The following is an 11,884-nucleotide window of genomic DNA, read 5'->3' on the forward strand; positions in this document are numbered from 1 at the left end:
ACCGCTAAATGGGCACCGCTCGCGGCTCCTAATGTGACGGGGCCCACGCGCAGATGCCTGACGCGCTAGTCTGGTCTCGGAACAGCTCTTTGCGGTGTATCCGTGACGGGCCGTTGCCCGGCGCCGTGCAGCGGCGGGGCAGTGGCCGGGACCGGCGCACCGCGCAGGAAAGATCGATGAATGATGAGGTTCACCATGTCCCAGGACACCCCCGGCTCGACGGCCACCGCTGCCACCACCAGCCAGCAGGGCGATGCTCTTGAAAACCTGCTGCATGAGAACCGCAAGTTTGCCCCTTCCGAGGAGTTCGCGGCGAACGCGGTCGTGGGCGCCGGCGTTTACGCAGAGGCAGCAGCCGACCGGCCCGCCTTTTGGGCCAAGCAGGCCCGCGAACTGCTGAACTGGAACAAGGACTTCACCGAGGCCCTCGACTGGTCCAACCCGCCGTTCGCCAAGTGGTTCGTCGGCGGCGAGGTCAACGCCGCATACAACGCCCTGGACCGGCACGTGGAGAACGGCCTGGGCGACCGGGTAGCCATCCACTTCGAGGGTGAGCCGGGCGATTCCCGCTCCTACACCTACGCGGAACTCACCGACGAGGTGAAGAAGGCCGCGAACGCGTTCGAGTCCCTCGGCGTGGCCAAGGGCGACCGCGTGGCCGTCTACCTGCCCATGATCCCCGAGGCCGTCATCACGCTGCTCGCCTGCGCCCGGATCGGCGCGGTGCACTCGGTGGTGTTCGGCGGGTTCTCCGCTGACGCGCTCCGGTCCCGGATCGAGGACGCCGAGGCCAAGCTCGTGGTCACCGCGGACGGCACCTACCGGCGCGGCAAGCCCAGCGCCCTGAAAACAGCAGTCGACGCCGCCCTCGAGCAGGCGGGCCACACCGTGCAGAACGTCGTGGTGGTCAAGCGCAACGGCCAGGACGTGGACTGGCACGAGGGCCGGGACCACTGGTGGGCGGACACCGTCGGGGCAGCCTCCGCCGAGCACTCCGCGGTCGGGCACGACTCCGAACACCCTTTGTTCATCCTCTACACCTCCGGCACCACCGGTAAGCCCAAGGGCATCCTGCACACCACCGGCGGGTACCTCACCCAGACCGCCTACACCCACAAGGCCGTCTTCGACCTGCACCCCGAAACGGACGTGTACTGGTGCACGGCCGACGTCGGATGGGTCACCGGCCACTCCTACGTCGCCTACGCGCCGCTCATCAACGGCGCCACCCAGGTCATGTACGAGGGCACCCCGGACTCCCCGCACCAGGGCCGCTGGTGGGAGATCGTGGAGAAGTACAAGGTCTCCATCCTTTACACCGCCCCCACCGCGATCCGCACGTTCATGAAGTGGGGCCGGGACATCCCGGACAAGTACGACCTCTCCTCCATCCGGGTCCTGGGCTCGGTGGGCGAACCCATCAACCCCGAAGCCTGGATGTGGTACCGGGACGTGATCGGGGGCAACAAGGCCCCGATCGTGGACACCTGGTGGCAGACCGAAACCGGCGCTCAGATGATCGCCCCGCTGCCCGGCGTCACGGAGACCAAGCCCGGGTCCGCGCAGGTGCCGCTGCCCGGCATCGCCGTGGACGTCGTGGACGAGAACGGTGCCTCCGTCCCTGACGGGCACGGCGGCTTCCTGGTGATTCGCGAACCCTGGCCGGCCATGCTCCGCGGCATCTGGGGCGACCCGGAACGGTTCAAGGACACCTACTGGTCCCGCTTCGAGACCATGTACTTCGCCGGCGACGGCGCCAAGAAGGACGAGGACGGCGACATCTGGCTCCTGGGCCGCGTGGACGACGTCATGAACGTCTCCGGGCACCGGCTCTCCACCACCGAAATCGAGTCCGCCCTGGTGAGCCACCCGGCCGTGGCGGAGGCCGCCGTCGTGGGCGCCACCGACGAAACCACCGGCCAGGCCGTCGTCGCGTTCGTCATCCTCCGCGGAGATGCGGTGGATTCCGGCGACGAAATCGTCCAGGACCTCCGCAACCACGTGGGCAAGGAAATCGGCCCGATCGCCAAACCGAAGACCATCCTGGTGGTGCCCGAACTGCCCAAGACCCGCTCCGGCAAGATCATGCGCCGCCTCCTCAAGGACGTCGCCGAGGGCCGTGACGTGGGAGACGCCACCACGCTGGCCGACAACACCGTCATGCAGCAGATCGCCGCGTCCCTGAAGAAGTAGCGGAGCCAACTGAGGGCCCGTCCGGAACACCGGACGGGCCCTTCCTTTTTGCGCCCCTGGCAGGTCCCGCCGTCGTCGTTCAGTGTTATTTATCGATCTTTCCTGTTCCCTTTTGCGAGGTTATAGTCAGTGATACATGACAGATGTCACAGGTCTCCATTCCCCGGGAGAGATCATGGCAGCACATCCGGAAGCGTCCATCAGCGCCAGGCCAGCCCGGCGGACGTTCCTCGCAACTATCGGCGTGAGTGCCGCCGGCCTGGCGGGCGTGCCACTGTTGGCCGCATGCACCGGAGGCAGCGGACCGTCCGCCGGAGGCTCGGAGTCCTCCGGCCTGTCGTTCGGCTCAGGTTCCTCGGACGAAGTTCCCAAGAAGGCGTACCAGGCAGTCACCGATGCCTTCACGCAGAAGACGGGCAAGACGGTCCGCACCAATGTGGTGCCGCACAACGACTTCCAGAACAAGATCAACTCGTACCTGCAGGGCTCGCCGGACGACGCCTTTACCTGGTTCGCGGGCTACAGGATGCAGTTCTATGCCAGCAAGGGACTTCTGGCACCGGTTGACGACGTCTGGGCCAAGATCGGGGGCAACTTCTCGGACGCCCTGAAGAAGGCGTCCACCGGCCCGGACGGAAAGATGTATTTCGTCCCCAACTACAACTATCCGTGGGGTTTCTTCTACCGGAAGAGCGTGTGGGCCGGCAAGGGTTACGAGGTGCCGGAAACCTTCGATGCCCTCAAGGCCCTGGCGGCCAGGATGAAGGCCGACGGCATCATCCCGATCGGTTTTGCGGACAAGGACGGCTGGCCCGCCATGGGCACGTTCGACTACATCAACATGCGCCTCAACGGCTACCAGTTCCACGTGGACCTGTGTTCCCACAAGGAGTCCTGGGACCAGAACAAGGTGACAGACGTCTTCGACACGTGGTCCGCCCTGCTGCCCTTCCAGGATCCTGCGGCGCTGGGCCAGACCTGGCAGGACGCCGCAAGGGCGCTGGCTGCCAAGAAGACAGGCATGTACCTGCTCGGCTCGTTCGTCACGCAGCAGTTCACCGATCCGGCGGTGTTGAAGGACATCGATTTCTTCGCGTTCCCGGAGATCGCCACCGAGGGGCGGGACGCGGTGGAGGCACCGATCGACGGGCTGTTGCTGTCCACCAAAGGCGGCGGGAACGCGGCCGCGCACCAGTTCATGGAATTCATCGGCACCCCCGAGGGCCAGGACACCTACGCCTCCGTGGACGCCTCCAACATCGTCACGGCCAAGGGCGCGGACACTTCCAAATTCACGCCGCTGAACAAGAAATGCGCAGACACCATCGCGCAGGCGAAGTCCATCAGCCAGTTCTTTGACCGCGACGCCCTGCCCGCCATGGCCAACAACGTCATGATTCCGGCCCTGCAGACCTTCCTCAAGAACGGCAAGATGGACGTCAAGAACCTTGAGGCGCAGGCCAAGTCACTGTACGCCGCCCAGTAGCAGCCGGGGACTCCCATGAGCGCAACAGCAAGAGACCTCGTCCCGCCGGAGTCCCGGGCCCCGTCCGGGGCGCCGGCAAAGCGGGTCCGCAGCGGAAAGGTCCGCCGGCTCTCCAGACGGGACAAGATGGTTCTGTCCCTCATGGTGGGCATTCCCAGCCTGATCCAGTTGATTTTTATCTGGCTGCCCACGGTGATGTCCGTCGCGCTGAGCTTCACGCGCTGGAACGGGCTGGCACTGAGCGACATCAGGCCGGCAGGCGGCGACAATTATCAGTACATCTCGCAGGACTACCCGCCGTTCTGGCCCGCCATCCAGCACAACATGCTGTGGCTGGCGTTCCTGGCCCTGGTGGCAACCCCGCTGGGCCTGCTGCTGGCAGTGCTGCTGGACCAGCAGATCCGCGGCAGCAGGATCTACCAGAGCATTTTCTTCACGCCGGTGATGCTGTCGCTGGCACTGATCGGTATCATCTGGCAGCTGTTCTACCAGCGTGACAACGGCCTGCTGAACTTCCTGCTCGGAACCTCGGGAACGCCGCAGGCCGTTGACTGGTTCGGGGATTCCTCGATCAACATCTGGGCAGCCATGACCGCGGCCACGTGGCGCCACGCGGGCTATGTCATGCTCCTGTACCTGGCGGGCCTGAAGGGCGTGGACCCCAGCCTGAAGGAAGCAGCAGCGATCGACGGGGCCAACGCGGTGCAGACCTTTTTCCGCGTGGTGTTCCCGGCCATGCGGCCCATCAACATCGTCATCGTCGTCATCACCATCATCGAGTCGCTGCGGGCGTTCGACGTTGTCTACGTCATCAACCGCGGCACCAACGGCCTGGAGCTCCTCAGCGCCCTGGTGATCCAGAACCTCGTGGGCGAAGGCCAGGTGATCGGCGTCGGATCCGCCCTTGCCGTGGTCCTGCTGGTCATCTCCCTCGTGCCCATCGTGTTCTACCTCAGCCGCACCTTCGGCAGGGAAAACAGGGCATGAGCGCCGCGGTCTCCCCCGGCATGGCCACGAGTCGGCCGGCAACCCGCTCCGGCAGCAGGCCGAAGCGGCACTACGGCACGCATATCTTCCTGACGGCCATGGCGGTCATGTGGCTGATCCCCCTGCTCTGGGCCGTGTTCACCGCCCTGCGGCCGATCGCCTCCACCAACGAGCACGGCTACTTCAGCCTGGCCGGCGACTTCAACTTGGATAACTTCATCCAGGCCTGGTCCCAGGGCGGCTTTGCCAAGTACCTCTGGAACTCGGTGATCATCTGCGTCCCGGCGGTACTGCTGGTGCTCTTTTTCGCTTCCATGATGGCCTTCGCAGTCAGCCGGGTGAGCTGGAAGTTCAACGTCACCCTGCTCATCATGTTCACGGCGGGGAACCTGCTGCCGCCCCAGGTGCTGGCGGCGCCGCTGTTCGAGATGGCCAAGCACTTCCAGGTGCCTTACTCCTTCAGCGACTCGGGCAACATGCTGAACACGTACATCATCGTCATTGCGGTGAACATGGCGTTTCAGATGGGATTCTGCACGTTCGTGCTGTCCAACTACATGAAGGCGCTCTCCGCGGACCTGACCGAGGCCGCGCTCGTGGACGGTGCCGGGATCTGGCGCCAGTACCGGGAGATCATCATGCCGCTGTGCCGCCCGGCCTTTGCCGCCCTTGCGACCCTGGAAGTCATCTTCATCTACAACGATTTCTTCTGGCCCCTGCTGTTCATCCAGAGCGGTGACCGGCTGCCCGTCACCACCGCGATCAACAATCTCCAGGGCGAGTTCCTGAACAACTACAACCTGCTGGCGGCCGGCGCCGTCATCACGGTAATTCCCACCCTGATTGTTTACCTGCTCCTGCAGCGGCAGTTTGTTGCGGGCCTGACTCTTGGTTCCAGCAAGGGCTAGGCGATGATGGGCAGTACCAGGTTTCACCTACTGAAAGGATCCCAATGCTTCCCGCGGCCCGCCACCAGTCCATAGTGGACGCCGTCCGGCGCGAGCGGGTGGTCCGCGTGTCGGACCTCGCGCAGCAGCTGGGCGTGTCCCTGATGACGGTGCGCCGTGACATCGAGATGCTGGAGGAAAGCGGCCAGGTCGAGCGGATCCACGGCGGCGCCAAGCTGCCCGGGGATGCCAGCACGCACGAGCCCGGGTTCGAGCTGAAGTCCACCCAGCTGACCGCGCAGAAACGCGCCATTGCCATGGAGGCCGCCGCACTGGTCCATGAGGGCATGGCCGTGGCCCTGAGCGCGGGCACCACCACCTGGGCGCTGGCCAAGGAACTCGCCAACGGCCCACGGATCACCGCCGTGACCAACTCGGTGAAGATCGCCGACCTCTTCCACCATGCCTCCGCGGCGGGATCCGGGCGCCACGCCTCCACCGTGATCCTCATCGGCGGCGAGCGCACGCCGTCGGACGCCCTCGTGGGTCCCATCGCGACGGCGGCGCTCCGCCAGCTCCATCTGGACCTGCTGTTCCTCGGGGTGCACGGCATGGACGCGGAGGCCGGCTACACCACGCCGAACCTGCTGGAGGCGGAAACCAACCGTGCCTTTATCGCCGCGTCCCGCAAGGTGGTGGTCCTGGCGGACCACACCAAGTGGGGCACGCAGGGAATCAGCACCATCGCCAAGCTCGAGGAAGCCGACGAGGTGATCTGCGATTCGGGCCTGTCCCCCGACGCCCAGCGGATCCTCCGCGACCGGGTGGGCCGGCTGAGACTGGTTTAGGCGCCGGCTGGTCTAAGCCAGCACCGGTGGTGTGGTTCGGCCAGCCTTACGGGCAGCCGCAAGACTGCCTGACCAGAATCTTCGTCGGGAAGACGCGGTGCTGGGCCGGCTCGCCCCGGTCCGCTCCAACCGGTGCCCCGACGCTGGTGTTGAAAGTCACGGCCCTCTGAGCTGAGCCGACTGCTGGCCCTGCCGCCCGCCGTCGTTCTCCATCCTGCACCACGTCCGTCCCGCACCGCCGGCCCTCCAGCCGGCGGTGCGGGACGCCGCGTTTTCCGTAACGAAAGCCCCGCCCTCGGAGCCCGGCAACCCGACGCGATAGATTTGCAGGCATGACTGAAGCCCCCTCCGCCACCGAAGCCGGCCGCGGCACCATCCTCGTCCTCAACGGCCCCAACCTGAACCTCCTCGGCACCCGCGAGCCGGAAAAGTACGGCACGGCCACGCTGGCCGACGTCGAGCAGCTCGCCAAGGACACCGCCGCCGCCCACGGGCTCGACGTCGAGTGCTTCCAGTCCAACCATGAGGGCGCGCTGGTGGACGCCATCCACGCCGCCCGCGGCAAGGCCATCGGCATCGTTCTGAACGCCGGGGCCTACACCCACACCTCGGTGGCCATCCGGGACGCGATCTCCGCGGTCCAGGTCCCCGCAGTGGAAGTCCACATCACCAACGTGCACGCCCGCGAGGAGTTCCGCCACCACTCGTACCTCTCCGACATCAGCAAGGCCGTGATCGCCGGTGCCGGGGTTCTGGGCTACCGGTTCGCCGTGGAGTATCTCGCCGACCTGAATGCCGGCAAGGCCTGACCATGGCGGCGGCGGCCCTCGGCACCGCAGAGTGGTACCGTCACTTCGGCACGGTTGATGCCCCCGGTTCCTCGCCCTGCTACGCCGACTGGTCGCTGCGCATCGCAGAGGATCCCGGGCTGATCGCCCGGATCGACCGCTGGCCGTACAACAAACGCCAGCCCCTGCTGATGCTCGCCGCCGCCCGTTACCTCGGCGCCCAGGTCTCCCCGTACCCGGAGTTCCGCGCCTTCCTGGACGAGCACTGGGCCGAGGTCTCGCGCACCGTCATGTCCCGCGCCACCCAGACGAACGAAGTGGGCCGCTGCGCCACCCTGCTGCCGTCGCTCGCGGCCATCGCGGCCGCTGAAGGCCGGCCGCTTGCGCTGATCGAGGTGGGCGCCTCCGCGGGCCTCGCACTGTTCCCGGACCGCTACAGCTACGAGTTCGACGACGGCGCGGCAGTCACGCGGCTGGACCCCGGCGCGTCCGGCGAACTGCAGGCCGGGTCCGGCGCTCGGTCCGGGCCTCCCGCCCATCGGCCGGAGCCTCCCGTCCTGCGCTGCAGGACAGCAGGCCCGGTTCCCCTACCGGACAGCTTGCCTCCTGTGGTGTGGCGGGCCGGGACCGACCTCAATCCCTTGGACGTACGGAATCCCGACGACGTCGCCTGGCTTGAGGCGCTGATCTGGCCGGAGCAGGAGTTCCGCCGTGAGCGCCTGCGCCGGGCCATCACCGTTGCGCGCCAGGATCCGCCTTTTCTCGTGGCCGGCGACCTCAACGAACAGCTGCTGTCGCTTGCCGGCCAGGCCCCTCCCGATGCCGCGCTGGTGGTGTTCCACAGTGCCGTCATGGGTTATGTCAGCGCCGACGGTCGCGCCAGGTTCCGGTCCAGCATGCAGAGCCTGGCGAGGGACCGGAGTTGCCACTGGCTGTCCAACGAGGGCGAGACCGTGATCATCCAGCAGGACGGCTCGGTGGTTGTCCCGGAGATGGATCCCGGCCGGCTCCGCGGCAACTTCCTGCTGCTGCACAACGGCCAGCCGGTGGCCATCACCGGCCCGCACGGCCAGAGCCTAGATTGGCTGTAACCGGCTGATCCTCTCGCGGGAGGCCTGGTTGCCGGATGCCGCTATTGCTGTATGCCGCTATTGCTGGATGCATTGCCCGGACGACACGGGGCTGGACAGGCCCGGTGCCTCTGCGGCCACCGGACGGAGATCGATCATCGGAATCGCGAACCCCAGGGCCGCGCTGGAAGTTGTCTTTGCGAAGATGACGCCTGCCACCTCTCCGTTGGTGGTGAGAAGCGGCCCGCCGGAGTTGCCGGGCTGGACGTCGCCGGCAAGCTTGTACACCTCGTCCGGAACAGGGTTGTTGCCGTAGATGTCCGGCACCAGCACTGTCGAAATGCCCTGCACAGTGGCCGGCTTGGACTGGTAGGGGCCGCCGTGCGGGTAGCCGGCAAATGCGGCGGCGGTTCCCGCGGGCAGGTCAGAGCTCAGCGGCAGCGCCGCGGTGGGCAGTCCGTCCACGGCCAGGACTGCGAGGTCGCGCTTGCTGTCAAAGTAGACCACCCGGCCCGGCATGGCACCCCCGCCGGGAATCTCCACAACAGGCTGCGACACCCCCGCAATGACGTGCGCGTTGGTCACCACGCGTCCTGATGACACCACGAAGCCGGTTCCGGTCTGGTTCTGCCCGCACTGGAACGCGGTCCCCGCGATCCTCAGGACCGAACCGGCTGCCCTGTTCAGGGCCGGCGTGTCCGTGCTGGCGTCCGGAACCGGGAGCTGCTGCTGGTCCTGGCCGATGCCCTCAATGAGCGTGGGGATGCCGTCACCCATAACCGCCGAGCGCAGCTGCGCCATCGCGGATTTGACCGGGTTGGGCGTCAGCCCGTCTATGAAACGGATCACCTTGGACTCGGCCAGTTGCTGCGAGACGAAGGGCACGCCAAGTGCGCTGATACTGAACGCCAGCATGGACATGACCAGAGCGGACACGACCAGATTGACGGCCCCGCCAATGAGTCTGTCCACAGCCCGGAGCGGCCGCATGCGAACGGCGCTGCGGATACTGCGCCCGATCATGGTTCCGAGCGCGTTGCCGAGGACCACCAGGAGGACTGCGGTGCCGATGATGGCGGTCAGGCGCCACCCGCTGTCCTCAACGAAGTCGCTGACCAGCGGGACGGAGAGGAAAGCGGCCACGGCGCCCGCCGTGAAGCCGGCCAGGCCGCCGACGGTCACCAGGAAGCCGTTGCGCAGGCCGTAGATCAGATAGGACAAAAGCGTCAGTATCAACGCAAGGTCCAGAACGGTCAGGCCAAACACCGGGTCTCCTCACAAGCAGCTAAGCCCCGATTCTACTGGCGAAGTCTGACAAATTGCCGTGGATGCGTTGAGCCTGCGCTGGTCTCGCGGCGTCTTTTAGGGCGTTTCGGCTGCCAAGTACGTCACAGAACGTTGAAAATTCTGAAACAATGGCACAAGCGCCCCCAGACGACACTTTTACTCAGGAGAATTCATGGACATCGAGGTATTGCGACGCGCACCCCTTTTCGCCACGCTGGACGACGACGCGTTCCGCCTGCTGACGGACGAACTGACCGAGGTCGACCTGTCCCGCGGTGCATCAGTCTTCCGCGAGGGCGACCAGGGTGACCAGCTCTACTTCATCGTCTCCGGCAAGGTGAAGCTCGGCCGCACCTCCCCCGACGGCCGCGAATCGCTGCTGGCCATCCTCGGCCCGGGTGAGCTCTTCGGCGAGATGGCCCTGTTCGACCCGAGTCCGCGCACCGCCACGGCCACCGCCGTCTCGGAGACCCGCCTGGCCGGCCTCAAGAACGAGAGCCTGAACTCCCTGCTGCGGACCCGTCCCGAGGTCTCGGCGCAGCTGCTGCAGGCGCTGGCCCGCCGCCTCCGCCGCACCAACGACTCTCTCTCCGACCTGGTCTTCTCGGACGTGCCCGGCCGCGTGGCCAAGGCCCTCCTCGACCTCGCCGACCGCTTCGGCCGCCCCGCCACCGACGGCGTTCTCGTGGCACACGAACTCACCCAGGAAGAGCTGGCCCAGCTCGTCGGCGCATCCCGCGAAACCGTCAACAAGGCACTGGCCGAGTTCGTTCAGCGCGGTTGGCTGCGCCTGGAAGCCCGCGCCGTCGTGATTTTGGACATGCAGCGCCTCCGCCAGCGCTCCCGCTAAGCACCCACGAAAGGCCGCCCTGCGCACATATCAGGGCGGCCTTTTCGTTTAACGCACCACCGGCGGAAGGCGGCCCTTCGGCGTCGCTTAGACACAACGCATAGGGACCCCTCCGGTCGCTGAGCGACCTCCAGGGTCCGATGCGTCGCGATGCGCTCCTTTCCGAAGAACCGCAATCCGCCTCGGCCGGTGGTCGGGAAAGGTCGTTGGTTGAGCTGTCGAAACCACAGGTCGCCCGGATTTCGACAAGACCTGAGGAAGGGTCGCCCAAACCTCGACAGGACCTGAGGAAGCGTTGGGGAACAGTCGACAAGACGTGAGGACGCGTTAGCGAAAAGGCGACGGGATCTGCGAGAGGGTTGCAGGAAAACCGGTAGAAACTGCGAGAGGGTTGGTGAGTTAACCGCGAGCGGGGCTGCGGGCCTTCGGGTAGGAGCGCATCGCGGCGCATCGGGGTCCGGAGGTCGCTCAGCGACCGCAGGGGCCCCTATGCGTCGTGTCTAAGCGACGGCGAAGGGCCGGCCGCCCGGCGGAGGTGACCAGAGCAGACGGAACCACAGGCAAAGGCTTAGCGCTCGCGCTGGGGCTCTCCGGCTACTGTCTTGGCTGCCTCGACTTCGAGCATGAGTGTCCCGTTTTCGTCGACGAGCCGGGGCTGATAGACGTGCGGGGTTCGCTTGTAGCTGAGGTAGGCAATGCAGCCGTTGGCTTTGGCCATCTTCTCCAGCATGATCTCCGAGCCGGGGACCATGAGCTGGCCGAGGGTGAGGCCGACGGTGTTCTCCTGGCCCACCTCGTCGCCCAGGACGGTCGTGTCGCGCTCGGCGATGACTTTGGTGGCGCACACCCACCGGCCCCAGACGCCTTTGCTCTCCAGGATGGAGGGCTGCTGGTTCATGGGGACGGTGGCGGCGAAATACCGGGTGTTGAAGCGCCGGTGTGCGAAGTCCGGGCTCAGCCAGTTCACGAGCGGCTTGAGCAGGTCGGTGCGCAGGGACAGGCCCCGCTTGGCCAGCTCCGCGGTGAACGACTTTTCCTGCGACGCAACCGCTTCGCGGGCCTTCATCCACTCCACCGTGGACGTTGCCTCCACGGTGGAGGACAGGTCCGGGCCTGCCAGCAGCACGCCGGTCTCCTCGAACAATTCCCGGACTGCACCCACCACGTGGCGGCGGGCCAGGCCGACGTCGTCCGTCCCCATCTGCTCGGCCCAGTGCTGGGGCGAAGGCCCCAGCCAGCCGACGGCGTCGTCGTCGGACGCGTCCAAGGAGCCACCCGGGAAGGCGAGGACGCCCAGCGGGGACGAGCCGGGACGGTACCCGAGCCAGGTTTCCAGGCCGGTGGGCGAATCCCGCAGGAGTACCACGGAGGACGCGAAACGGGGCTTGCGCGGAGTCCGTTCGCCGTGTTCGAGCCAGCTTTGTGCTGCCCCTTCAAGATCGGGAGGAAGAACAAAGAGCCGGCGTGCTAGGTGGGGCAAAGGAACCT

10 protein-coding genes are annotated in these 11,884 nt (G+C 66.4%); 8 read left to right on the plus strand and 2 right to left on the minus strand.

Annotation, left to right across the window (positions count from 1 at the left end; all coding sequences use genetic code 11):
* Positions 1-195: 195 nt before the first annotated feature.
* The 7 genes from acs to LFT45_RS18605 all read left to right on the plus strand — a co-directional run bounded on the left by acs (position 196) and on the right by LFT45_RS18605 (position 8,280).
* Positions 196-2,193 (plus strand): acetate--CoA ligase, encoded by a 1,998-nt coding sequence (gene acs, locus LFT45_RS18575; protein ID WP_236809432.1) that lies wholly within the window; start codon positions 196-198, stop codon positions 2,191-2,193.
* 175 nt (positions 2,194-2,368) lie between these two features.
* A complete protein-coding gene (locus tag LFT45_RS18580; protein ID WP_236805058.1) occupies positions 2,369-3,679 on the plus strand; it encodes an ABC transporter substrate-binding protein in 1,311 nt (436 codons plus the stop codon).
* A 15-nt stretch (positions 3,680-3,694) separates the two neighbouring features.
* On the plus strand, positions 3,695-4,666 hold the full coding sequence (locus tag LFT45_RS18585) for a carbohydrate ABC transporter permease (protein ID WP_236805059.1): 972 nt from the start codon (positions 3,695-3,697) through the stop codon (positions 4,664-4,666).
* Positions 4,663-5,574 (plus strand): carbohydrate ABC transporter permease, encoded by a 912-nt coding sequence (locus LFT45_RS18590; RefSeq protein WP_236805060.1) that lies wholly within the window; start codon positions 4,663-4,665, stop codon positions 5,572-5,574. Before LFT45_RS18585 ends, LFT45_RS18590 begins: the two co-directional genes overlap by 4 nt.
* Positions 5,575-5,618: 44 nt before the next feature.
* Positions 5,619-6,401 carry a DeoR/GlpR family DNA-binding transcription regulator gene (locus LFT45_RS18595; protein ID WP_236805061.1) on the plus strand — a complete coding sequence of 261 codons (783 nt, stop codon included), beginning with the start codon at positions 5,619-5,621 and terminating at the stop codon, positions 6,399-6,401.
* Positions 6,402-6,733: 332 nt separating this feature from the next.
* A complete protein-coding gene (gene aroQ / locus LFT45_RS18600) occupies positions 6,734-7,210 on the plus strand; it encodes a type II 3-dehydroquinate dehydratase (RefSeq protein WP_102971618.1) in 477 nt (158 codons plus the stop codon).
* 2 nt (positions 7,211-7,212) lie between these two features.
* Positions 7,213-8,280, plus strand: a complete 1,068-nt coding sequence (locus tag LFT45_RS18605) for a DUF2332 domain-containing protein (protein WP_236805062.1) — start codon at positions 7,213-7,215, stop codon at positions 8,278-8,280.
* Between the two features lie 57 nt (positions 8,281-8,337).
* Here LFT45_RS18605 and LFT45_RS18610 read toward each other — a convergent pair whose 3' ends face one another.
* Positions 8,338-9,525, minus strand: a complete 1,188-nt coding sequence (locus LFT45_RS18610) for a MarP family serine protease (protein WP_236805063.1) — start codon at positions 9,523-9,525, stop codon at positions 8,338-8,340.
* Positions 9,526-9,718: 193 nt separating this feature from the next.
* Between LFT45_RS18610 and LFT45_RS18615 the strand changes: the two genes are divergently transcribed.
* Positions 9,719-10,396, plus strand: a complete 678-nt coding sequence (locus LFT45_RS18615; protein WP_003797871.1) for a Crp/Fnr family transcriptional regulator — start codon at positions 9,719-9,721, stop codon at positions 10,394-10,396.
* A gap of 568 nt (positions 10,397-10,964) precedes the next feature.
* Here LFT45_RS18615 and LFT45_RS18620 read toward each other — a convergent pair.
* Positions 10,965-11,876: an NUDIX hydrolase gene (locus LFT45_RS18620; protein ID WP_236805064.1), complete on the minus strand. Its 912-nt coding sequence runs from the start codon at positions 11,874-11,876 to the stop codon at positions 10,965-10,967.
* Positions 11,877-11,884 lie beyond the last annotated feature (8 nt).

The sequence above is a fragment of the Arthrobacter sp. FW305-BF8 genome, from assembly GCF_021789315.1.
Classification (GTDB): Bacteria; Actinomycetota; Actinomycetes; order Actinomycetales; family Micrococcaceae; genus Arthrobacter.

Bases quoted from the DNA above. Each gene is read 5' to 3' on its own strand.
- LFT45_RS18585 (WP_236805059.1), top strand. From the start codon at position 3,695: ATGAGCGCAACAGCAAGAGACCTCGTCCCGCCGGAGTCCCGGGCCCCG.
- LFT45_RS18595 (WP_236805061.1), top strand. From the start codon at position 5,619: ATGCTTCCCGCGGCCCGCCACCAGTCCATAGTGGACGCCGTCCGGCGC.
- LFT45_RS18615 (WP_003797871.1), top strand. From the start codon at position 9,719: ATGGACATCGAGGTATTGCGACGCGCACCCCTTTTCGCCACGCTGGAC.
- aroQ (WP_102971618.1), top strand. From the start codon at position 6,734: ATGACTGAAGCCCCCTCCGCCACCGAAGCCGGCCGCGGCACCATCCTC.
- LFT45_RS18590 (WP_236805060.1), top strand. From the start codon at position 4,663: ATGAGCGCCGCGGTCTCCCCCGGCATGGCCACGAGTCGGCCGGCAACC.
- LFT45_RS18605 (WP_236805062.1), top strand. From the start codon at position 7,213: ATGGCGGCGGCGGCCCTCGGCACCGCAGAGTGGTACCGTCACTTCGGC.
- acs (WP_236809432.1), top strand. From the start codon at position 196: ATGTCCCAGGACACCCCCGGCTCGACGGCCACCGCTGCCACCACCAGC.
- LFT45_RS18580 (WP_236805058.1), top strand. From the start codon at position 2,369: ATGGCAGCACATCCGGAAGCGTCCATCAGCGCCAGGCCAGCCCGGCGG.